The sequence below is a fragment of the Collinsella sp. TM05-38 genome, from assembly GCF_003466445.1.
GTDB lineage: Bacteria > Actinomycetota > Coriobacteriia > Coriobacteriales > Coriobacteriaceae > Collinsella.
In genome coordinates, this window is sequence record NZ_QSPM01000003.1 from 176,967 (window position 1) to 199,500 (window position 22,534).

Sequence of the window (22,534 nt, forward strand, 5' to 3'; positions counted from 1 at the left end):
TTTGTCGTTCCCGAGCCAGCAGTTAGGGACGTTCCTAAACTGCCGGCAGAAAAGGAACGTCCCTGACTGCCGGTCAAAAAACGAGCGAGGATCGCAGGGTCCTCGCTCGTTTTTTAGGGCGATGTTTCGACTGCGCCGCTACTTGTCGGTAGCCGCTTTCTTGGCAGTCGACTTCTTCGCCGTCGACTTCTTGGCGGTTGTCTTTTTGGCCGTCGTCTTTTTGGCCGCCGTTGTCTTCTTCGCCGTGCTCGCCTTGGTTGTGGTTTTGCGGCCGCGGGCGGGCTTCTTCTCCTTGGTCGGGCAGTCCATGTTCACGCAGATGCGCCACGGACCGCGCGCCGTGTTGACCACCACGATGGGGGCGCCGCACTCGGGGCAGGTCTCACCCGTCGCCTCGAGCTTACCGCGCGCCGGCAGAGGATAGCTCACGCCGCAGTCATCGTAGTTGGTGCAGCGGATAAAGCGCTTGCCGCTCTTCTCGCTCTTGTGCGCGATCAGGTCGCCATGGCGTCCGGCCTCGGCGCACACCTTGCACTCGCCCACCTTAAGGTCAGGCTCGTAGTTGGTGGGGCACGTGGGGTTCACGCAAATCTCGAAGGCCTTCTGGCGGAACGGCTGGCACTTAATGCGCGGCGCGCCGCATTCGGGGCACACGGCGGCCTCGCCCTCGAGCGGGCTCACCTTGACACCGCTCGGCACCGGATAGGTCACGTCGCAGTCGGGCCAGCCCATGCAGCCGATAAAGCTGCCGCGGGTCTTGGCGCTCGTCTTCATAACCAGGTCCTTGCCGCACTTGGGGCAGGCGCCCACGCGCGCATCGGCCGTGACGGCGTCGCTGATGGCGTCGCCCAGCTCCTGCGTATGTTTGAGCAGCTCGTCGAGCACGCCGGCCAGCAGCGCGCGCGAGTGCGTCACGACATGCTCTTCGGTGTCCTCGCCACGCTCCACGCGAGTCATATCGCCGTCGAGCTCGCTGGTCATATCGGGGCTCGTGATGCGCGGGGCAAACTGCGACAGCGCGTCGATGATGGCGATGCCCAGCTGGCTCGGCTCCACGGGATCGTTTTTGAGGTAGCGCACGGCATACAGGCGCTCGATGATGCTCGCACGCGTGGACTTGGTGCCCAGGCCGCGCTTTTCCATCTCCTGCACGAGCTTGCCCTGGCTGTAGCGAGCGGGCGGCTCGGTCTGCTTGGCCTCGAGCTTAATGTCGAACACGTCGACCGTATCGCCCTGCTCAAGCGGCGGCATCTGCTCATCGCGCTTAAGGCCGTACGGATAGGCCTCGCGGAAACCCGGGGTCACGAGCACGTCGCCCGAAGCCACGAACGGCTCACCGTTCACGTCGAGCTCGAGCTTAGTGTTCTCGATGGTTGCGGGGCCCATAAGCGTCGCTAGGAAGCGGCGGGCGATGAGGTCGTAGAGCTTGCGCTGGCCGCCATCGAGTGTGGACGGATCGCCCTCGCCCGTGGGATAGATAGGCGGGTGGTCGGTGGTCTCGACCTTGCCGCGCGTGGGCTTCATGGGGCCGGCGAGCACCTTTTTGCACACGGGCGCCAACGCCGGGTTGATCTTTGCCAGGTCGCTTACCACGGCGCCCAGATCGAGCGTCGCGGGGTACACGGTGTTGTCGACACGCGGATAGCTGATGAGACCCGCCATGTAGAGGGACTCGGCGATGCGCATGGTGCGTGCGGGCGATATGCCCTCGGCCGCAGCGGCTGCCTGCAGCGAGGTGGTCGCGAACGGCGTGGGCGGCTGCTGCTTACGCGAGCGCTTGGTCACCGCGGCAACGGTCGCCGTCGTAGCGCCGTCGACATGACTATACGCTGTCTCGGCAGCATCTTTATCGGTAAAACGCGCCGTCTTGTGCGCGATCTTAAAGCGGTCGTCCTCGGCGGCGCCCTGCGCGGCACCCATACCGCGAATCTGCCAATAGTCCTCGGGCACAAACGCCATGCGCTCGCGCTCGCGCTCGACCACCAGGGCAAGCGTCGGCGTCTGCACGCGGCCGGCGGAGCGCACGTTGCCAAAGCCGCCAAACTTGGCGAGCGTCAGGTAGCGCGTGAGCACCGCGCCCCAAATGAGGTCGATATGCTGACGGCTCTCGCCAGCGTCGGCCAAGTTCTGGTCGAGCGAGACAAGGTTATCGAAGGCCTGCGTAATCTCGGCCTTGGTAAACGAAGAATACTGGGCGCGGGCGACCGGCAAGTCGGGCGCAACCTCGCGCACCTTGTTGAGGGCGTCCGAGCCAATCAGTTCGCCCTCGCGATCGAAGTCCGTGGCGATGATGACGCTGTCGGACTTCTTGGCAAGGTTCTTGAGCGAGCGAATGAGCTCCTTCTCGGCCGGCAGCTTAATGACGGGCGCCCAGGTGAGATAGGGCAGGCTCTCGAGCTTCCAGCCCTTGATGGAGATACCGTCGGCAAGGAACGGTTTACGCTTGGTGTCGTAGGGCGGACGTGCCAGACCATCGGGCATATCGGCCGGCAGCATCTCGCCGTCCTCGGTGACCGAATACCAGCCCAGCTTTTTATCGAACAGCACGCTGTCGCAAAAATCGGGCGCGAGGATGTGACCGGCAAGGCCGATCGTCACGCACTCCTCGCCCTTCCACTCAAAACGGTAGATGGCGGTGTTGTACACCTTGTCCTTTTTGGGCTTGCCCGTGGACAGACGCTCGGCGATCTGGCGCGCGGCGTCGTTTTTCTCGGCGATGATGAGCTTCAAAAGAGGCTCCTATCTCATGTCTCTGCGGCTGCGCCCGCGCTTATGGCGGCCGACTTACGCCCTTGCTTGCTCGATCTGCCCGATGAGCCAATCGCACCAGGCATCCATGCCCTCGCCCTTGCGCGCGCTCACGGCAAACCGCGGCGCCTGCGGATTGAGGTCATCGAGTGTCTTAGTATACCTATCCATGTCAAAATCGAAAGCCGGGGCAACGTCGACCTTATTGAGCAGCTGCGCGCCGGCGTGCTGGAAGATACCCGGGTACTTGATAGGCTTGTCGTCGCCCTCGGGCACCGAGAGGATCATGATGGACAGGTTCTCGCCCAGGTCAAAGTCGACCGGGCAGACCAGGTTGCCAACGTTTTCGATAAAGATGACGTCGATGTTTTCCAAACCCACAGCCTGGTCGAAGGCGTCGACGGCCTCCATGATCATGTTGCCCTCGAGGTGGCACAGACCACCCGTGTTGATCTGGATGGCGGGCATGCCGGCTTCCTTCATGATGATGGCGTCGACGTCCGAGGCGATATCGCCCTCGATGACGGCACAGCGCAGGCCGGCTTTGTCACGCAGGCGCTCGTTGGTGCCCAGGATCGTGGTGGTCTTGCCCGAACCGGGGCTCGACAGCACATTGATCACATAGATGCCTGCCTTATTAAATCGCTGACGCAGCTGGTCTGCCAGACGCTCGTTGCGCGACAGGATCGGCGATGCGATATCAATCGTTTTCTCGGCCATACTCGGCACTCCTTACTTCTGCCATTTGGTGACGGCTAATCGTCGGGGGTTTCGATTTCGATACTTGCGATGTCGAGTTCGCGGCCGTGCAGTAGGCGCACGTTGGCACCACCACACTGGGGACAGCGACAGTGGAAGCGATCGTGGTCGAAGACGTCGCCGCAGTCCAGGCACTCGCTTTGTGGATGGACTTCCTCCACGGAAAGCTCGCAGCCTCGCGTGAGCGGGTCCTCGTCGCGGAACGTCTCCCACGCAAAGTCGAGCGCCTCGCGCACCACCTCGGTCATATCCCCGATACGCAGCGTTACCAAAACGGCGCGCGAGGCCCCCGCCCCACGCGCCGCGCGAATCACTGTATCGAGTATGCCGTTGACAATGCCAACCTCGTGCATACCGATTTACTCCTCGTCGTCCTCGTCGTCCGAGAACAGGTCCAGACGGCTCACGAACAGGCCCTCCTTGCCCTCGCGCGCAGTAATGACCACGCGAGCGATGGCGAGCGAAATCTCGTAGAGCGAAAGCAGGGCACCGTACATAAGGCCCAGCGTGACGGGCGAGCCGTCGGGCGTGATCACAGCCGAGCCCACGAGCAGGCCCACGTACACGTAGCGCCAGGCGCCGCGGAAAGCCGCGTAGGACACGATGTGGAAAACGGACAGGTAGAAAATGATGAGCGGCAGCTCAAACGCCACACCAAAGCCGATCATAAAGAGCAGCTCCATGTTGACGTAGTTCTCCAGATCGGGCAGCGCAGTTGCGACGGCAGAGGTCTCGCCGATGAGCCACTCAAAGCCCGCAGGAATGATGATGAAGTAGCAGAAGATGGCACCCAGGAAGAACAGCACCGTCGAAGCGAGCACCGTGGGCACGACCCACTTGCGCTCGTTGGGGCGAAGCGCCGGCAGGAAGAACGCCAAGATCTGCCAGATGATCATGGGCGTGCACATGACAACGGCCATCTTGATGGCCAGCGAGAAGCGCAGGCCAAAGCCGCCGAGCGTGGTGGTGATGTAGAACTTACCGTCCGGCACAAACGAGCGGATGGGGTCTTCCAGGATATCGAGCACCACGGGCGTGGCGAAATACAGCACGATGGCGGCGGCAAACACCGATACGACCACGATGGTCAGGCGGCGACGGAGCTCTCCCAGGTGATCGAAGAGCGGCATGCGCGCAGGTCCGATAGGCATTACTCATCGCCTCCCTTCGGGGCGTCGGCGACAGCGGCTTCGTCCTCGACCTCAAGCTCACGAGCGAGCTGGTCGACGACGGCCTTGCGCTTGCGGGGACGACGGGCGTAGAGGTCGGCCGTCGTGGGCTCTGCCGGCTCGGGCTCGGGCTCCGGCTCTGCAGCGAGCTCGGGCTCGACGGCGGCGGTAGCCTCGGCAGACTCGGCGGCAGCGGCATCAGCGCCCTCGCCCTCGGTCTCCTCGGCAGTACCCTCCGTCTCCTCGGCAGCACCCTCGCTCGCAGCCTTCTCGGCGGCAAGACGGGCACGGCGCTCGGCAAACGTCTCCTTTTTTGCGGGCGCTGCCGTCTCGGCGGCGTCCTCGTCCGCATCGGAATCGTCGTCGGTCGCAGCAGCCTTCTTGGGCTTGACCGGGGCCGACGCGGCCTCGCTCACCGGATCGATAATCTCGGACTGAACAACGGCCGTCATCTTTTCCTGCGTCTCGCGGAACTGACGGATGGCACGGCCGATCGTGCGGCCCATCTGCGGGAGCTTATCCGGGCCAAACAGCAAAAAGCCGAAGACCACGATGATCGCGAGCTCACCCTCTCCAATACCAAACACACATACCTCCAAGGCTCGATGTGAGTCGAGCCCGCACCGCGCCATTCGGCCGGAACTCGTCTATTCATTCGGTCAAGTATAGCGCCCGGACGCCAAAACGTCCGAGCGCATCACAAACATATGCCAAACGGCACGCCCTTTTGGGGACAAAGATTATGCAGCGGTGATCGAAATCTCCTGGTCGACACCCAACAGCTGAACCACGCGCATCACCGGAGGCTGCACATTGGTGCAGCTAAAGCGCTTACCATGGTCGACCGCGTGGTGCGCGGCGCCCACGAGCACGCCAATGCCCGTCGAATCGATGTAGCTCACCTGGGCAAAGTCGAGCTCAACGGCGTCGGTGGGCTGCTCGAGCGCCAGGTCGATGGCGTTACGCAGGCTGTCGGCGTTAGAAATATCGATTTCGCCGGTCACCTTGATGGTGTAGAGCTCCGGCGTAGGGTTGGTGGAAATACCCAAATCCATGTATGTGCTCCTTTGCGTATCGAGAGTGCAAAAAGTACTGGTCGCGGACTTGCGGGGCCCTACGCGTTAGGCGCGCTCGGCACGCGCAAGCTCGGCAGCGACGAGCTTAACGGCCAGCACCAGTACGTCGAGCGCGGCCTCCAGGTCCTCGACCGTGGGGTAGCTCGGCGCGATGCGGATGTTGGTGTCGCGCGGGTCCTTGCCATAAGGCCAGGTGGCACCGGCCGGCGTAAGCTTGACGCCCAGGTCGGCACAAAGCGCGGCGACCTTTTGGGCTGAGCCCTCGGGGCCATCGAAGCTCACAAAGTAGCCGCCGCGGGGGTGCGTCCAGGTGGCACAGCCCGTGTCGCCCAGGCCCTCGGTGAGCTTGCGCTCAACGGCCTCAAAGCGCGGGCGCAAAAACTCGGCATGCTTTTTCATGTGCTCCTTGACCGCCTCGATGGTGGGGAGGAAACGCACGTGACGCAGCTGGTTGAGTTTGTCGGCGCTGATGAGGCCGGCCTTCAGGTGCTTGGAGAACTCGGCGATGACCGCGGGGCTCGCACCGATAAAGCCGATGCCGGCGCCCGGAAAGGTGATCTTGGACGTCGAGGCAAAGGCCACCACGCGATCCTCGGTGCCCGCCGCGCGAGCGAGGTCAAAGATGTTGGCGAGCTCGTCGGTCTCGTCGTACAGGTCGTGCACGCAGTAGGCGTTATCCCAGAAAATACGGAAATCGGGCGCGGCCGTGGGCATCTCGACCAGGCGGCGCACAGTGTCCTCGCTAAAGGTAATGCCCGTGGGGTTGGAATACTTGGGCACGCACCAGATACCCTTGATGGAATCGTCGGCGGCAACGAGGCGCTCGACCTCGTCCATGTCGGGGCCGGCCTCGGTCATCGCGACGGGGACATTCTCGATACCCAGGTCGGCGGTAATGCCAAAGTGGCGATCGTAACCGGGAACCGGGCACAGGAACTTGACCTTCTTGCCGTCGTGCGCGGCCTCGTAGGCATCCCAGGGCTCGCTGCCGCACGAGCCGCAGCGCCAGAACATGCCGGCGATATCGTGCTCGATCAAAAGGCTCGATGAACCCAGCACGAGCGTCTGCTCGGCAGGGCAACCCAGGAACTCCCCCGCCAGCTTGCGTGCCGAGGGAATGCCCTCAAAGCAGCCGTAGTTGGAGCAGTCGACGTTGCCGTCGTACAGGTCGGCATCGGCATTGAGGATATCGAGCATGGGGCGCGAGATGTCCACCTGGGAGGGCGACGGCTTGCCGCGGGCCATATCGAGCGCCAGGCCCTTGGCCTTGACCTCGGCGACCTCGGCCTTGAGCGCCTCGATGGCGGCATCGAGTTCGGTGGTTTCCATCTTCTGGTAGATCGTCTGCATGGGTGCGACCTTTCGCGAAGCGGGACGTTGCAGTTCGTCTAAGTATAGACCGCCACCGCCGCAACGGTATGAAGCCGTGATAGATTAAGTTCATCGCAATAAATTACGACATCGCCGCGCATGCCGGCGTGGGGCGCCCAAGGAGGCACTATGGAGTACGGATTGTTCCAGGCCGAGGAATTCGGCGACCTGCAGCGCCTGGTCGACGGACTGTTTTACGACCGCCACGCCATCGACCGCCTGGATCTGATCGTACAGGCCGAGATCTTGGACCTGACGCCCGATCTCATGGAAATCGTCAACCTGCTACCGCCCGGCTATTACGACCGCCAGTCACTTTGCGACCAGCTCAACTCGGCCCTAGCCGCCCACGGCTGGGGCGCCGTCTACGGCACCGTGGAATAGAACCACTCATTGGGGACAGACTTAAATGAGTAGTCCCAACCTGCCGGCACTTGGGTAGTCATTTAAGTCTGTCCCCAACGACTACCCAGTGACTAAAACGCCGCCTGTGATGGTGTTCGCAGGCGGCGTTTTCAAACTTGCATGTGCCCTTACTCGTCCTTGGACGCGGGGTGCTTGCAGACCACACTCATGTAGATCATGCCCAGCACCGCGGCGGTAACGGATCCGGCAAGAATGGCGGCCTTTGCGGCCAGGACCTCAAACTCGGCCGTCGGGAAGGCAAGGCCGCTGATGAGAATCGACATGGTAAAGCCAATGCCGCCCAGAATGCCCACGCCGGCAATCATGTGCCAGTTAACGTTGCGCGGCATCTCGGAGATCTTGAGCTTAACCAGGGTAAACGTCATGCCAAAGATGCCAATCGGCTTGCCCAGCAGCATGCCAAAATACACGCCGAGCGTCACCGGGTCGGTCAGCAGCGTGCCCATATCCACGCCCACCAGGCGAACCTGCGCGTTGACAAATGCAAAGATCGGCAGGATCACAAAGTTGACCGGCGTGGAGATCAGACGCTCCATGCGGATGAGCGGCGGGGTCACGCGGTGCATGACGCGCTCGACCTTGGTGGTCGAGACGGTAAAGTCGTGCTGACCCAGGATGTGCGCCTCGTCGTCGTAGCGGTCGTCGAGCAACGGTAGGCACTCGCCCAGCCAGTCGGTAAGGCTATCGAGCTTGACGCCGCACTTGGCCGGGATGGTAAAGGCCAAGATGACGCCAGCAAGCGTAGCATGCACGCCGCTCTTGAACATGCAGAACCACAGCAGCAGACCCAGCACCGAATACGGGGCAAGGCGGTAGTGCTGCGTCTTGTTGAGCCACACGAGCGCGCAGGTCACAACCGCAGCGGCGCCCAGCCAAAACGTGCTGGGGCTCTGGCCGTAGAAGATGGCGATAGCGGCGATGGAGATCAGGTCGTCGGCAATGGCGAGCGTCGAGAAGAACACGCGCACGCCGTTGGGCACGCGGTTACCCAAAAGCGATAGCACGCCCAGCGCAAAGGCGATATCGGTTGCCATGGGAATAGCCCAGCCGTTGTGCGCGCCGGCATGGTTAAAGATCAGGTAGATGCAGGCGGGAACGACGACGCCGCCCACGGCCGCCAGCATGGGAAGCATGGCCTGACGCGGATTCTTGAGCTCGCCGACCGTCATCTCGTACTTAAGCTCGATGCCCACCAGCAAAAAGAAGATCGCCATGAGAAAGTCGTTGACAAAGACCTCGACGGTAAGGCCAGCCGTAAGGCTGCCAAGACCCACATACAGCGGGGTCTCCAAAAAGTGATGAATAGCCTCGTAGGCATCGGTGTTGGCGCAGATGACCGCGGCGATGGCTGCGATCACCATGACGGCGGCGGAAATCGTGCCGTTCTCGGCAATGCGCTCCCAAATGTCGTGACGCTCAAAACGCTTGCGCTCACGAACGTTAAACAGCTGCTCGGGTGCTGCCATGGGCGGCTCCTTTCACGGGAAGGCTCCCGTCTTAAAAAAGCACGGCCCGCCCAAATGGCGGCGCCGCGCTCCAACGTATTACGCTTGCATCTAGCCTACCCTGCGCGACAAGCGCACAAGCGCGGCCGAAAAGCGGAACCACAGGTTGAACATTATTTGCTCAACGGTGCGAGCGCCCCCGTTCAATAGGCGACGCGATCCCGCGCACAAAAAAACGACCGGAGCGCGGAGCGTCCGCGATCCGGTCGTGAGCAGGTTACAAAAACTAGCAGGCGGCCATGATGGGGGCAGCGACCTGCTTCTTACGGGAGAGGACGCCCGGCATCCAGACGCCGTCGTGCTCGTCGGCAATGCCCAGGCCCTTCTGAGCAGCCTCGGTCTCGCCCTCGAGCAGGACCTGCGAACCCTCCTCCATGATGTCGGTGATGCATAGGACGATGCCGTCGGCGCCCTTCTCGGCGGCGTAGGCGCACATGGCCTCGCGGATCTCGTCAATCATGCCGAGTGCGCGGGTCTTGTCGACGGTCTCGTACTGGCCGATGAGCAGCTTCTTGCCGGCGGGCTCGAACATCTTGATGTCGTTGCCGACCATCTCGGCTGCAGTGAAGGAGCCGGACGGACGGGTGAGGAAGACCTCCATGCCAAACTTGACCGGGTCGACGCCCACCTGCTCGCCGAGCTTAGCGGCGACGACGCGGTCGGCGGCGGTGGTGGTGGGGCTCTTGAGCATGAGCGTATCGGTCATCATAGCCGAGAGCAGCAGCTTAGCCTGGACGTCGGAAAGCTCAACGCCGAGCACGTCGGCGAGCTTGGTGACGATGGTGCAGCTGGAGCCCCAGGGCAGGCAGATGTAGTGCAGCGGGCCGGCGGTCTCGAAGTCGCCGATGCGGTGATGATCGACAACGCCAAAGACCGTGGCGTCCTTAAGGCCGGCGACAGACTGGGCAGACTCGTTGTGGTCGGTGAGGACGACGAGCTGACCGGCCTCGACGGAATCAATCACGCGGGGCTCGGCGATGCCGGCGTCGGCGAGCAGCTTGGCAGACTCTGCCGGAAGCTGACCAAGGGCGCAAGCCTCGTAGGTGTTGCCGGCATACTCAACCTGGTTGAGCAGCTGGGACAGGACGACGGCGCTCATGATGGCGTCGTTATCGGGGTTCTGGTGACCAAAGACAAGAACGTTTGCCATGGATATCCTCCACTTGATATGTGTACTTGGACGTAGCTATGGTAGCACGCTGACGCCGAACCCTAGACGATGGAAGGGCCGCGACGCAATTTGGGGCAAGCGTTGGGGGAAGTCTGTCCCCCTTGCACCATGTTGGCGCAAAGTAACCTGTCCCCCTTGCACCAGCTATTTGCCGGCGGCGCGCAGGGCTACGTAGGCGGCACCGATGATGCCGGCGTCGTTGCCGAGCGAGGCGACCTCGATAGGCGTCTCGCGCGAGGCGGAAAGCGCATAGTGCTGGAAGTGCTCGCGAACCGCATCGAGGTAGACATCGGCCGAGGCAGAGGCACCGCCGCCGATCAGGAACATCTCGGGGTCGACCACGTTGGCGATAAGCGCCAGAGCACGACCGAGATAATCGGCCATGGTATCGGCCGCGGCCAGCGCGAGCTTGTCACCCTCGCGGCAGGCCTGGAACACGTCCTTGGAATCGGAGGGGCCGGTGAGCTCGATGGGCTCGACGCCCGCCTTCTTGCACTCGGCAAGGTAGTTGCTCACCACACCGGTAGCGCTGGAATACTGCTCCAGGTGGCCATGGCCGCCACAGCCGCAGGTGCGCTCCTCGTCGGGATTCAGGCACATGTGGCCAATCTCGCCGCCGGCGCCCACAACGCCCGACACCACGTCGCCGTTGACGATGACGCCGCCGCCCACGCCGGTACCGATGGTGACCATCACCACGTTCTGTACGCCCTTGGCAGAGCCGAGCCAGGCCTCGCCCATGGCAGCGGCGTTGGCATCGTTCTCGTACTTAACGACCGCGTCGGGGCAGTGCTCCTGAATGGCGATCCTAAGCTCGGGCAGGTTAATGGCAATGTTGGCCTTGACCTTAGCATCGCCCGAAGCCGGGATGGGGCACGGAACAGCCAGGCCAATGCCCGCCACAAAGGCGCGCGGAATCTGCGCCTTGGCGACCACCTGGTCGATCGCCTCGGTCACCGCGGCAAAGCCCGCAGCATCAACGATGGGAGGCGTGGGCACGCTGGCCTTGGCAAGCAGGTTGCCGTCCTCATCGAACAGGCCCTCCTTAACCGAAGTGCCGCCGACATCAATGCCGATGTAGTACTGCTTAGGTTCCATGGGAGCCACCTTTCTCGTTTAAACATTGCCTGTATGGTACCGCTCCCAAGACAAAAACCTGCCAAAAAGGGACAGGTTTGTTTTGGCAGGTTTTATCTGGGAAAACACGAAGGCCCGCCCAACAGGTCGCGCAGGCCTTCGCCAAATACAAAGGCGCCGGGAGACGGAAAACTCCCAGCGCCCGTGAAAGGGACTGAATTGTCTGGTGAACCGCACACTCCGTCGCGGCGATAACGCCGACTAGGCCTTCAGTGCCTGCAGCAGCTTGTGGACCTCGATGAGCTCCGTGGCCATGACGCGCATGGTCTCGGTGCCGGCCATCTGGTCCTCGGCATGCAGCAGAATCAGCGGGGCTTCGCCGTTACGCTCGCCGTTGGCCTCCTTTTTGAGGAGCCCCATATGGACATCGTGGCCACCGTTGTAAGCCTCGTCGCCCTGCTTGATAAGTTCCTCAGCGGCGTCAAAATCGCCCTCCTTGGCCTTTTGCACGGCATTGATATACATGCTCTTGGCGGTGCCGACGTAGCTGATGATCTCGAAGCAGGTCATCTGCAGCTCATTCATATCCTCCATGTGCTGCACCTAGCCCATCACACTGACGCAGTGGTCGATGATGCCGGCGGCGTTCATGCGGCCGTAATCGACCATGTTGATGACCTCGACCGGGAAACGACCGGCGGCCTCCTTCTCAAAATCGCCCTTGGTGTAGCCAATCTGCGGACCGAGCAGCAGGATGTCGCACTCGTCCAGGTGATCGTGAGCCTCGTTCATGGGACGAGCCTCGACCTCGATGTCCAGACCGCGGTTCGCGACCTCGGCCTGCATCTTCTGGACCAGCAGACTCGTGGACATGCCGGCATTGCAGCAAAGCATGATCTTCTTCATGGTTTCCTCCTTATAACTGCGCGGCGCGCAGACGACAACTGGTTTTATTCCTTGCGGCTATTGTGCCCACCCCCTGCGTCTTCACACAAGAGGAGAGCCGCGGGCATCGGCACCGCGTACCGGTGCCCGCAACGGTGGAAGGGAGAACGACGTTTAAGCGTTCTGCTCGGCAAGAGCCTCCTGCTTAGCGATAGCCTTCTCGGAGATCCTCATAAAGGGCAGGTAGACAGCCATGCCGATGACAAGCTCGAGCGCCTGCCACACGCCAGCGCGCCAGTCAAAGCCCGTAGCAAGCAGAGCGTTGATGACGGGAGGCATGGTCCAAGGCACCTGGGCAATGCAAGGGCTGATGATGCCCGCGCAGGTCAGAGCATAGGTGGCGCCGATGAACAGGTCGGGGAGAAGCACGAACGGAATCATGAGCGGCAGGTTGTACACGACGGGGTAACCGTAGATGACCGGCTCGTTGATGTTGAACAGACCAGGAACGATAGCCATCTTGGCAACGGTCTTGGAAGCCTTGTTCTTGGAGAACAGGAAGGTGTCGAGCAGGAGCATGAGGGTGCAGCCCGAGCCGCCGATGAGGGCGAAGCTGTTGACGATCTGCATATTCATGTAGTGGTCGGGCTGGATGGTACCGCCGGCGGCAAAAGTAGCCATGTTGTCGACGATGAGCATGGTCAGGATCGGCTCGACGGTAGCGCCAGAGATGGTGGACTGGTGAATACCGACGCAGAACAGCAGGTTCGCAAGGGTGTAGATGAGGATAACAGCCCACGGGCCGGCGTTCATGATGCTCTTGAGCGGGTTGGAAATGCACGTGGAGATGATGGTGCACAGATCGGTGCCGGCAAACACGGCGAGCAGCGCTGCGGCAACTGCGAAGATCGAGAGGTTGAGCAGCATCGGGATCATGACGTTAAAGGAGTTGGAGACCGCGGGGGGCACACCCTCGCCCAGCTTTACTTTAAGCTTTTCGACGCCGGAAATCTTGATGAAGAGCGTGACGGAGAGCAGGGCGATGATAATAGCCGCGAACAGACCGTTGGTACCGGTGTTGGCAGTCGAAAGGGCGCCCGTGACCTCGGCAGAGGTGATCTTGTCGGTGAGCAGCGGGCTCGTGGCGGCAAGCGTGGCGGTGATCTGCTGCGGCATCATGATAACGAAAGCGGAGATGGCGACGACCACGCAGGCAAGCGGGTTATCGAAGCGCTCGTTCTTAGCGAGGCTGTAGCCGATCAATCCGGCCAAGATAATGGCAGAGACGTTGAGGGTGCCCAGCGTAATTGCCGAGCCCCAGGTCTGAAGGTTGGCAAGGCCCGCTGCATCGAGCGGGAACAGAGGGAACACGACGTTGTTAATAAGAACCGCGATACCCGCAAGGATATAGAGCGGCGTGATGGTTGCGAAGGCATCGCGCAGGGAACGCAGGTGAACCTGGTTTCCCACCTTCGCAGAGACCTCGGCAAATTTGTCGAGGAAGCTCTTTCCGTTTTCACTGGCCATGATTGCTCCTAACTATCAAATCCGGCCTTTTCCTATGCGCACGGTGGTCTGTCGCCCTTTGCCACCAGATGTGCCATGTTTTGCGCGCGGCGGCGCGCGGTCTGGGCGTTCGCCTGGTCGCTAGTCAACCACGTGGGTCGTTGCGACCTGCTTGAGCCAAGCTGCCGACTTCTTAAGGCGGCGCTTGTAGCCGTCCATAAGGTCGACCTCGACAAAGCCGTAACGGTTCTTAAAGGCATTAGCCCAAGACCAGTTATCGATGACGGCCCAATAATGGTATCCGCGGCATTTGGCGCCCTCGGCGATTGCCTTGGCAACCCACTCCAGGTGCTGGCGCACAAAGTCGACGCGGTAATCGTCCTGAATGGTGCCCTCGGCGTCACGGTTCTTGTGTTCGTCCATGATGCCGATACCGTTCTCGGACACAAACCACTCAAGATCGGGGTAATTCTTAGCGCAGTCCATGCCAAAGTCGTAGAGACCCTGCGGGTAGATCTCCCAGCCGCGGCTCTCGTTCATAACGGCGTCAGGCCACACGTACTCGTCGGCAAAGTGCGGCAGACCGTACTGGTCGATCTTGCTCGCCGGGGCCTGAACGCGCGTGGGATGGTAGTAGTTGCAACCGAGCCAGTCGACAACACCCTGCTTGAGGATCTCTTGGTCGCCGGCACGGAACGGAAGTTTAACGCCGCCCTCGGCCAGGCTGTCGAGCACGTCGGCGGGAAGCTCGCCCTTGGTAATAAGGTCGAGCCACCAGCGATTGTTGATACCGCTGGTCATACGCACGGCCTCGAGGTCTGCCTCGCTGGGGTTCTCCTTGGTATAGACCGGGGTAAAGCAGTTGATCATGCCGATCTTGGCGTCGGCGCGAACGGCGCCCTCGTCATAGGCGCGGCGGTAGTTGGCCACGGCCAGCGCGTGCGCCAGCGAGATGTGATACTGCACGGTGCGAGCGCGGTTATAGTCATGGAGCTGCGGGTACCACACGCCCTCCTGATAGCGCTGCTCGGGCTCGACGATGGGCTCGTTAAAGGTGAACCAGTACTTGATCTCCTGGCCAAACTCGCGGAAGGCGACGTCGGCGTAATGAGCGTAAGCCTCGACGACCTCGCGGCTCTCCCAACCACCACGGTCAAAGAGGTAGGTGGGCATGTCAAAGTGGTACAGGTTGACGAACGGCTCCAGGCCGGCCTCGCGAGAGGCACGGAACAGCTCGTGATACCACGCGGCGCCCTCCTCATTGAGGTTGCCGTTAGCATCGAGCAGGCGACTCCACTGGATGGAGGTGCGGTAGGTATCCAGGCCCAAGTCCTTCAAAATGCGAAGGTCCTCCTGGTACTTAGCCATAAAGTCATTGCCAGCATAAGAGCCAACGCGGTTATAGAACGAATCCAGATCCTGGATGGACCAGGTGTCCCACAGGTTCTCGAGCTTGCCGCCCTGGTTCCACTGACCCTCAGTCTGCGGGCCGGACATAGCGGCGCCAAAGAAGAAGTCACGGGGCAGCTGATACTGTGCCATCGAAGTCCTCGCTTTCGTGTTCTAGAGCTTCCGGTTGGAGACGGGTTTGCCTTGGCAGGTTATCCGGCGCGGGCGCGCACCGGATATCTGGATATTCAGCCCGCCAAAACAAAACCGTCCCCAAACGGTCGGTCCTGCCGTTCGGCAGGGTTCCGTTCGTTGGCTACAACTATAGCGCTCTAATTTTATAAGTAAAGCGTCTTTTTCTTTTTTCTTTCTCGAACTTCTTAGATAAGAATTATATGGATGCCTCGCAGAGGGTTATACTTACTTTTGTATCCATGTATGTCGGAAAGGGGGTTCCATGATTCCCAAATACGAGGCGATAGCTGCGGATATCCGTCGAAGCATCGAGGACGGCGCTCTTAAGCCGGGTGACAAGCTGCCCACCGTCGTTGAGTTCTGTGAGCTCTATAGCGTTTCTAAAATCACCGTTAAACGAGCGATTGAGCAGATTACCGAGGAAGGTCTTATTACCAGCCGGCGCGGATCGGGCACCTACGTCAAGGACACGGCGGGGCTTCCCGGCAAGGCGTTTTTCCAGGGCAAGAACGACCGCGCCGCGGGTTTTTCGCATGAGCACCGCGGGGAGAAGGTGTCCTCGGTAGTCTACGATTTCTCGATTGTCAATCCACCAGCGGACGTCGCCGCTCAGCTGGGAATTGCCGAGGATGACTTTGCCTATCACATCGTGCGCGTGCGCCAGGTGGACGAGAAGCCCATCGTTATCGAGTACACCTACATGCCCCTCGAATTGATCCCGGGCCTTAAAAAGAAAGATCTGTACGGATCGGTCTACAGCTTCATCCGCGAGCAATGTGGGCTGAAGATTTCGAGCTTCCACCGCACCATCCGCGCCGTAGCGGCAACCGAGGAAGAAGCTGAGCGCCTGGACACCAAGCCCGGCTCTCCCCTACTCGAACTCAGCCAGATTGGCTTTTTAGATAGCGGCATCGCCTTTGAGCATTCGATCTCGCACAACGTCGGCGACCGCTTTGAGCTGCACAACGTAACGTTGGCATAGATTTTTGTAGTCATGCGGGCGCTCGTTTTGGCTCATTTAGAGCGGGCGGCCGCGCAACGCCATGGGGGTATGAACATGTCCGATTTGATTAAACTGACGCCGATTTTCCACGAGAAGATCTGGGGCGGCCGCCAGCTCGAAACCGTATTTGGCTACGACATTCCCGAGGGTCCCATCGGTGAGTGTTGGGCCATCTCGGCCCATCCCAACGGCGACTGCCAGATTGCGGAGGGCCCGTATGCCGGTCACACGCTCTCGTGGCTGTGGGCCGAGCACCGCGAGCTCTTTGGCAACTGCGAGGGCAAGGAGTTCCCGCTGCTCATTAAGATTCTGGACGCCAAGGACGATCTTTCGATCCAGATTCATCCCAACGACGAGTACGCCGCCGAGCACGAGAACGGCAGCCTGGGCAAGACCGAGTGCTGGTATGTGCTGGACTGCGAGCCCGGCGCCACGATTATCGTCGGGCAGCGCGCCAAGGATCGCGCCGAGGCCGCACAGATGATCAAGGACGGCCGCTGGGACGACATGCTCAACGTGCTGCCGATTCACAAGGGCGACTTTTTCCAGATTGACTCCGGCACCGTGCACGCCATCAAGACCGGCACGCTCATTTTGGAAACGCAGCAGTCGAGCGACGTGACGTATCGCCTGTACGACTACGACCGTCCCGGCACCGACGGCAAACTGCGTCCCCTGCACATTGAGCAGAGCCTCGACTGCATCGATTTTGACGTTCAGGCTCCGACCGACGGCACGGTGACCGCGCCCGAGATCGATGGCGTGACCGAGCTCGAGTCTAACTCCTGCTACACCGTCGATCGCGTGCGTGTCAACGGCAGCAAGACCCTCGACCAGCGCTGGCCCTTCATGTGCCTGTCGGTCATCGACGGCGAAGGCACCGTCTGCGGCGACCCCGTCCACAAGGGAAGCCACCTCCTGGCCCCCAGCACCGTGAAGTCCATTGACCTCGAGGGCAAAATGGAGCTGATCATCAGCCACCTGTAAGCTACCAATCCCCGAGCGCTCGCCGGGATGGGCGCGGGGTTTGGGACAACAAGCTAAAAAGCAACAAGAGGCTCCCCCACTCATCAACGGGGGAGCCCCTTGCCATGTCTAAGTATTCAGCCCACCCGGCTCTCCAGACCAAAAAGCAAACGAGCAAAGCGACGTTCGCCCATCAACGTTGTCTAAGGATCTGGGCGGGCGTATGGGGCAACATCGATCGCGAGTTCCGCACGCAAAGGAGAGCACTTAATGTGCTCTCCGTCTTGCGCAGGACTGCCCGAGCAGGCGATGTTGCCCTATACGCCCACCCAGGTCCGCCGGGATTACGACAGCTTGACGATAGGCGCAAAGCCCTTCATTAGCTTTTTAGTCTGGCCGGTTTTTTCGAATTGAACCTCGATCATGTCTCCGGCGACCGAGATCACGGTACCCGTGCCAAAGGTCTTGTGGCTCACGGTATCGCCCGCGGCAAAGTCCTGCGACGCGCTCGCGCGATCGACCTTGCGATCCACCGTCGGCGACACCTTGGACGACGGCTTTTTGGCTCGCGGTGCACCCGAGCCAAAGGTCGAAGCAACACGGCCGGCATCGGGTGAGACCCCGCGATGGCGCTCGGTCCCATAGCTGCTGCCGCCAAAGAAATCGTCGAAGCTCGATCCGCCGCGCGAGGCGGAACCGCCCGTCGAGCGCGTATGCGAGCCAAACACCTTGCCGCCGTACATATCCGAGCCCATGCCCGAGCCAAAGGTGCCGCGACGGTCGCCGCGCTTCTCCCAGCCCGTGCCCTCAAAACCGGCAGAACCGATACCGCTGAACTCGATATCCTCAAACGGAATCTCGTTGAGGAAGCGCGAGCGCGGGTTGGCAGAAGTTGAGCCGTACGTACGGCGCGTGGCCGCATAGGTCAAGAACAGGCGCTTACGGGCACGCGTGATGGCGACGTAGGCCAGGCGACGCTCCTCCTCGAGCTTGCCCGGATCATCGCTGCCGCCAAAGTCGTGCACATGCGGGAAGATACCCTCCTCCATGCCGGCCACGAACACCGCCGGGAACTCCAGGCCCTTTGCGGAGTGGATGGTCATCATGGTGATGGCATGCGTCTCGCCGGCCAGGGAATCCAAGTCGGAACGTAGGGCCAGCCACTCCATGAGCGCCGGCAGCGCCTTGCAGGTAAGCGGGCCATAGGTGCGCTCAATCTCATCGGCATGCACGGCACCCGCCGGCAGCTGCGTCGGCGCAGCATATGCGTTGCCCGCGATGGCAGCGGCCAAGGCGTCCTGCGGCGAGAGTGCCGGAGTGGCCAAGCTATCGAGCGGATTGGTGCCCGCGGCATCGCGCGCGCCGACAAGCGCTTCAAACGAAGATGCCGGGGCGGAGGGTCCCGGCTCGGGCGCAGGTGCGCTCACCACAACGGGCTCGGGCTCAGCGCCGGCCGGCACATCGGCAACGCCAGCCGCGCGCAGCTCTTCCAAGCTCTCGAGCGTACCCTCAATATCCTCGTGCGTCTCCTCAAATTCGGCGGCAACGCCCAGGAATTCCTGGATGTTCTCGGCACGGCTCTCGGATTCCATGGTGCCCTCGGCGCGAAAAGCCCGCAGCAGGCCCGTCTTATCGACAATCATCTCGACGACGTCCTTGAGCTCGCCGTCCATGCGACGGCCCTCGCGCACCAGCGCCACAAAGCTCGACAGGCCATTACGCACCTTGGCGCTAAACATGCCCGTCTCGGCTGTCGCAATCTCGCAGGCCTGGAAGAACGAGCAACGGTTGTCGCGCGTCAGCTGCTCGATCTTTTGAATCGAGGTGGAACCGATGCCGCGGCGCGGCGTGTTGATGACGCGTTTGACGCTCATCTCGTCGGCCGGGTTCACGATCATCTTGAGGTAAGCCATGACATCGCGGATCTCGGCGCGGTCGAAGAATCGCGTGCCGCCGACAATCTTGTAGGGCACGCCCGCACGCAGGAACATATCTTCGAGAATACGCGACTGGGCGTTGGTGCGGTAGAACACGGCGATATCGTCGTAGCTCGTGCCCTTGGCATGCAGCTTCTCAATCTCGCCGGCAATCCAGCGGCCCTCGTCGCGCTCGTCGCTCGCCTGGAAGGCTTGGATCTTCTCGCCATCGCCCTCGGCCGTAAACAGACGCTTGTCCTTTCGCTGCGAGTTGTGGCGCACCACGGCGTTGGCGGCGCTCAGGATATGGCCCGTGGAGCGGTAGTTTTGCTCCAACTTAACGGTCTTGCAGTTTTTAAAGTCCTGCTCAAAGTCCAGGATGTTGGTGATGTCGGCGCCGCGCCAACTGTAAATGGACTGGTCGTCGTCGCCCACGACCATGAGGTTTTGGTACTTGGCGGCCAGCAGGTTGGCGATCTCGTACTGGACGTGGTTGGTGTCCTGATACTCGTCGACGCTAATGTAGCGGAAGCGCTCCTGGTATTTGTCGAGCACCTCGGGGCGGGTGCGCAGCAGCTCGAGCGTGCGCACGAGCAGGTCGTCGAAGTCCATCGCGTTGGCAGCACGCAGGCGGCGCTCCAGCTCCAGGTAGACCTGCGCGGCCTTTTTGTCATTGGGGCTGTCGGCGGATTTGAGCATGTCCTCGGGCCCGATCATGGCGTTTTTGGCCGAGCTGATCTTGCTGCGGATCATGTTAATGGGAAACTGCTTTTGCTCGATGCCGAGCGCCTGCATAATATCGCGCACCATGCGCTTTGAGTCATCGTCATCGTAGATGGTGAACTGACCGGTGTAGCCCAGCAGGTCGGCGTCCTCGCGCAGCATACGCACGCACATGGCGTGGAACGTGCATACCCACATGCCGCGGGTGCCGCTGGGGATGAGCGCCGCCAGACGCTCACGCATCTCTGCCGCGGCCTTGTTGGTAAACGTGATGGCAAGCACCTGCCAAGGCTTAACGCCCAGGTCGCCGAGCATATGCGCGATGCGGAAGGTCAGGACGCGGGTCTTACCCGAGCCGGCGCCGGCAAGGACCAGCAGCGGGCCCTCGGTGGTGAGGACCGCCTCGCGCTGGGCGGGATTAAGGCTGTCGATGTCGACAAGCGGCTTTGCGGGCGCAGGAGCCGGCGCGGGAGCGTCGTAGATGTCGAGCGGGACAAGTTCGGGTTCCGGCGCGGCGGGGGCGGCGTATGCATCGAGTGGCACGGGTTCCGGCGCGGGCGGCACGGGTACCGCGGTGTTCTTTTCCCAGGGCAAGGGCTGGGTCATGGGCGACTCCTCATCTGACGGACGGCGCGCCTGCGGGCAGCGCCATAGTTTGAGCCGTACCAGTATACCGAGCCGCACGGACACCGACGCAAATCACACCACGACTCCGTGCGCCGCCGCCAAACCTGACCCCATTGGACCAATCACGGAGCCACCGATGTCACGGCAACGGTAGCGAGCGGCGGCCAGAGCGAACAAATTAACATGAAAAGAGGGCGGCATAGACCTTTTGGTCATGCCACCCTCTTTGAATGACAAGTTGTCGCTCTGGCCGTCGCGCAACGACAGCTGAGTTAGAGGCCGAGCATAGGCTCCAGAACGAAGAAGTATGCGAGCACTACGATGCCCAGGATGATGCGGTAAACACCGAAGCACTTAAAGTCGTGACGGCGAACGAAGCCCATGAGCCACTTGATGGCGATGAGCGAAACCACAAAGGCCACAACGCAGCCCACGCCCAAGATAGCGACCTCGTTGGCACCGAACGTACCGCCCTTAATAAAGTACTTGACCAGCTTGAGCGCACTCGCGCCAAACATGACAGGGATGGCCAGGAAGAACGTAAACTTGGACGCCACCGAACGCGTGCAGCCCAAAAGCAGGCCACCGATGATGGTGGAGCCAGAGCGCGACGTACCCGGCACCAGCGAGAGCACCTGGAAGCAACCGATGCCCAGTGCGGTCTTCCAGCTCAGGTCCTCGAGCGTAGCGATGGAACCAAAGTCCAGGTTATCGTCATCGTCGTCTGCAGCGGCAGTCGCAGCGGGTGCGGCAAAGTGTGCGCCAGCGGGACGCCCACCCGACGTCACGGCACGAGAACCAAACGAACCGGCAAGAGCAGCCTGTTCGCGCTTGCTCGCGCGCCAGTTCTCGATCACGATAAACAGCACGCCGTATACGATGAGCGCCAGTGCCACGACGGGAGCATTGTAGAAATGCTCCTCCATCCAGTCGTTGAGCGGCAGACCGATTGCCGCGGCGGGAATGCAGCCGAGCACAATCTTGCCCCACAGCACCCAGGTGTCGCGACGGCCCTCCTTGCCCTTGCTGGGAGAAAACGGGTTAAGGTCGTAGAAGAACAGGACGCAGACGGCCAAAATGGCGCCAAGCTGGATCACGACCAGGAACATATTCCAGAACGTCTCGCTCACGTTCATCTTGACGAACTCGTCCACCAAGATCATGTGACCAGTCGACGAAACAGGCAGCCATTCGGTGATGCCCTCGACCAGGCCCATAAAGGCAGATTTTAGAAGCTCGATGATATCCAAAGGGACCCCCTCGTTAGACACCCGCCGATATTATTCTGCGGACGGTGCGGGCGATATCCCATTATCAACCGTACGGGCGCGTCTGCGCCTACCCTTACCAAAAAACTCGCCCGTTCACAGAATTGCGAGCGGTCAAACCCAAATCCTTGGGTATAACTGCAACAAGATAAAGTGTCCGGCGGCCACGCATCCGCGCCCGCCCGATGCACGAGCCCAGCGCCCGTGCGATAGACCAAGGAGGAAACCATGAACGAGGGCTACACCAAGGTATTTGTTTCACTCGACGGTACTGAGCAGCAGGATTTTGTGCTCGCACGCGCCATCAAGGTCGCCGCAAACAACGGTGCCAAGCTGATTATCGGCCACGTTATCGATTCCACGGCGCTCGAGAGCGCCGGTTCCTATCCGGTCGATCTGGTCAACGGTCTGGAGGAGGCATTTAACAACTCCATCGCCAAGCAGCTCGAAGAGGCCAAGGCCAATCCTGATATTCCCGAGGTCGAGGTCATGATCCGCGCCGGTCGTATTCGCGAGACGCTCAAAGACGAGATGCTCGACGTGGTCAAGCCCGACCTGGTGCTCTGCGGCGCCCGCGGCCTGTCCTCGATCAAGTATGCGCTACTGGGCTCGATTTCGACGTTCCTGCTACGCAACACCGACTGCGACATCTTGGTCGTGAAGTAGCGTTGCTCCCACCGGCCGCGGGGCCTTCGCAGCCTTACTTCAGCGAGCTGGCTGATAAGAAAGATGGCGTGCCGCCCCGATCGGGGCG

General features: G+C 61.3%; 20 protein-coding genes. 4 read left to right on the forward strand and 16 right to left on the reverse strand.

Annotated features, from left to right (window positions below; all coding sequences use genetic code 11):
• Nucleotides 1-138: 138 nt before the first annotated feature.
• The 7 genes from DXD49_RS02565 to DXD49_RS02595 form a co-directional block, all read right to left on the reverse strand.
• Nucleotides 139-2,730, reverse strand: a complete 2,592-nt coding sequence (locus DXD49_RS02565; RefSeq protein ID WP_117794126.1) for a DNA topoisomerase I — start codon at nucleotides 2,728-2,730, stop codon at nucleotides 139-141.
• Between the two features lie 54 nt (nucleotides 2,731-2,784).
• Nucleotides 2,785-3,468 (reverse strand): hydrogenase nickel incorporation protein HypB, encoded by a 684-nt coding sequence (hypB, locus tag DXD49_RS02570; protein ID WP_117794127.1) that lies wholly within the window; start codon nucleotides 3,466-3,468, stop codon nucleotides 2,785-2,787.
• A 35-nt stretch (nucleotides 3,469-3,503) separates the two neighbouring features.
• Complete coding sequence (gene hypA / locus DXD49_RS02575) at nucleotides 3,504-3,860, reverse strand: hydrogenase maturation nickel metallochaperone HypA (RefSeq protein ID WP_117735512.1); 357 nt, start codon at nucleotides 3,858-3,860, stop codon at nucleotides 3,504-3,506.
• A 6-nt stretch (nucleotides 3,861-3,866) separates the two neighbouring features.
• Nucleotides 3,867-4,658: a twin-arginine translocase subunit TatC gene (gene tatC / locus DXD49_RS02580; RefSeq protein WP_022093860.1), complete on the reverse strand. Its 792-nt coding sequence runs from the start codon at nucleotides 4,656-4,658 to the stop codon at nucleotides 3,867-3,869.
• Nucleotides 4,658-5,263 carry a twin-arginine translocase TatA/TatE family subunit gene (locus DXD49_RS02585; RefSeq protein ID WP_158564846.1) on the reverse strand — a complete coding sequence of 202 codons (606 nt, stop codon included), beginning with the start codon at nucleotides 5,261-5,263 and terminating at the stop codon, nucleotides 4,658-4,660. The genes tatC and DXD49_RS02585 overlap by 1 nt, the downstream gene beginning before the upstream one ends.
• Nucleotides 5,264-5,416: 153 nt before the next feature.
• The gene (locus DXD49_RS02590) at nucleotides 5,417-5,731 is read right to left on the reverse strand and encodes an STAS domain-containing protein (protein ID WP_117794129.1); all 315 of its coding nucleotides are present in this window, start codon (nucleotides 5,729-5,731) and stop codon (nucleotides 5,417-5,419) included.
• Nucleotides 5,732-5,797: 66 nt separating this feature from the next.
• A complete protein-coding gene (locus DXD49_RS02595) occupies nucleotides 5,798-7,102 on the reverse strand; it encodes an aminotransferase class I/II-fold pyridoxal phosphate-dependent enzyme (RefSeq protein WP_117794130.1) in 1,305 nt (434 codons plus the stop codon).
• A gap of 150 nt (nucleotides 7,103-7,252) precedes the next feature.
• Here DXD49_RS02595 and DXD49_RS02600 point away from each other — a divergent pair, with 150 nt between their 5' ends.
• On the forward strand, nucleotides 7,253-7,507 hold the full coding sequence (locus tag DXD49_RS02600; protein ID WP_117794131.1) for a hypothetical protein: 255 nt from the start codon (nucleotides 7,253-7,255) through the stop codon (nucleotides 7,505-7,507).
• A 149-nt stretch (nucleotides 7,508-7,656) separates the two neighbouring features.
• Here the strand turns inward: DXD49_RS02600 and nhaA are convergent, their stop codons facing one another.
• The 7 genes from nhaA to DXD49_RS02635 form a co-directional block, all read right to left on the reverse strand.
• Complete coding sequence (gene nhaA / locus DXD49_RS02605) at nucleotides 7,657-9,015, reverse strand: Na+/H+ antiporter NhaA (RefSeq protein WP_117794132.1); 1,359 nt, start codon at nucleotides 9,013-9,015, stop codon at nucleotides 7,657-7,659.
• Nucleotides 9,016-9,280: 265 nt separating this feature from the next.
• Entirely contained in the window at nucleotides 9,281-10,204 is a 924-nt protein-coding gene (locus tag DXD49_RS02610) for a manganese-dependent inorganic pyrophosphatase (protein ID WP_117794133.1), read from the reverse strand.
• 165 nt (nucleotides 10,205-10,369) lie between these two features.
• A complete protein-coding gene (locus DXD49_RS02615) occupies nucleotides 10,370-11,323 on the reverse strand; it encodes an ROK family protein (protein WP_117794134.1) in 954 nt (317 codons plus the stop codon).
• A gap of 240 nt (nucleotides 11,324-11,563) precedes the next feature.
• Nucleotides 11,564-11,896, reverse strand: a complete 333-nt coding sequence (locus DXD49_RS02620; RefSeq protein WP_199412282.1) for a PTS lactose/cellobiose transporter subunit IIA — start codon at nucleotides 11,894-11,896, stop codon at nucleotides 11,564-11,566.
• A gap of 9 nt (nucleotides 11,897-11,905) precedes the next feature.
• Nucleotides 11,906-12,208, reverse strand: coding sequence for a PTS sugar transporter subunit IIB (locus DXD49_RS02625; protein WP_055251257.1), 303 nt, complete (start codon nucleotides 12,206-12,208; stop codon nucleotides 11,906-11,908).
• 153 nt (nucleotides 12,209-12,361) lie between these two features.
• Nucleotides 12,362-13,714: a PTS sugar transporter subunit IIC gene (locus DXD49_RS02630; protein WP_117794135.1), complete on the reverse strand. Its 1,353-nt coding sequence runs from the start codon at nucleotides 13,712-13,714 to the stop codon at nucleotides 12,362-12,364.
• A 120-nt stretch (nucleotides 13,715-13,834) separates the two neighbouring features.
• The gene (locus tag DXD49_RS02635) at nucleotides 13,835-15,235 is read right to left on the reverse strand and encodes a glycoside hydrolase family 1 protein (RefSeq protein ID WP_055251261.1); all 1,401 of its coding nucleotides are present in this window, start codon (nucleotides 15,233-15,235) and stop codon (nucleotides 13,835-13,837) included.
• A gap of 304 nt (nucleotides 15,236-15,539) precedes the next feature.
• Between DXD49_RS02635 and DXD49_RS02640 the strand changes: the two genes are divergently transcribed.
• Nucleotides 15,540-16,259 (forward strand): GntR family transcriptional regulator, encoded by a 720-nt coding sequence (locus tag DXD49_RS02640; RefSeq protein WP_117794136.1) that lies wholly within the window; start codon nucleotides 15,540-15,542, stop codon nucleotides 16,257-16,259.
• Nucleotides 16,260-16,334: 75 nt separating this feature from the next.
• Nucleotides 16,335-17,267, forward strand: coding sequence for a type I phosphomannose isomerase catalytic subunit (locus tag DXD49_RS02645; protein WP_369831598.1), 933 nt, complete (start codon nucleotides 16,335-16,337; stop codon nucleotides 17,265-17,267).
• Between the two features lie 323 nt (nucleotides 17,268-17,590).
• Here DXD49_RS02645 and DXD49_RS02650 read toward each other — a convergent pair whose 3' ends face one another.
• Entirely contained in the window at nucleotides 17,591-20,491 is a 2,901-nt protein-coding gene (locus DXD49_RS02650) for an ATP-dependent helicase (RefSeq protein WP_117794138.1), read from the reverse strand.
• A gap of 293 nt (nucleotides 20,492-20,784) precedes the next feature.
• A complete protein-coding gene (locus DXD49_RS02655) occupies nucleotides 20,785-21,762 on the reverse strand; it encodes an undecaprenyl-diphosphate phosphatase (protein WP_117735525.1) in 978 nt (325 codons plus the stop codon).
• Nucleotides 21,763-22,008: 246 nt separating this feature from the next.
• On the opposite strand from DXD49_RS02655, the gene DXD49_RS02660 reads away from it, so the two are divergent.
• Nucleotides 22,009-22,446, forward strand: a complete 438-nt coding sequence (locus DXD49_RS02660) for a universal stress protein (RefSeq protein WP_055251269.1) — start codon at nucleotides 22,009-22,011, stop codon at nucleotides 22,444-22,446.
• Nucleotides 22,447-22,534 lie beyond the last annotated feature (88 nt).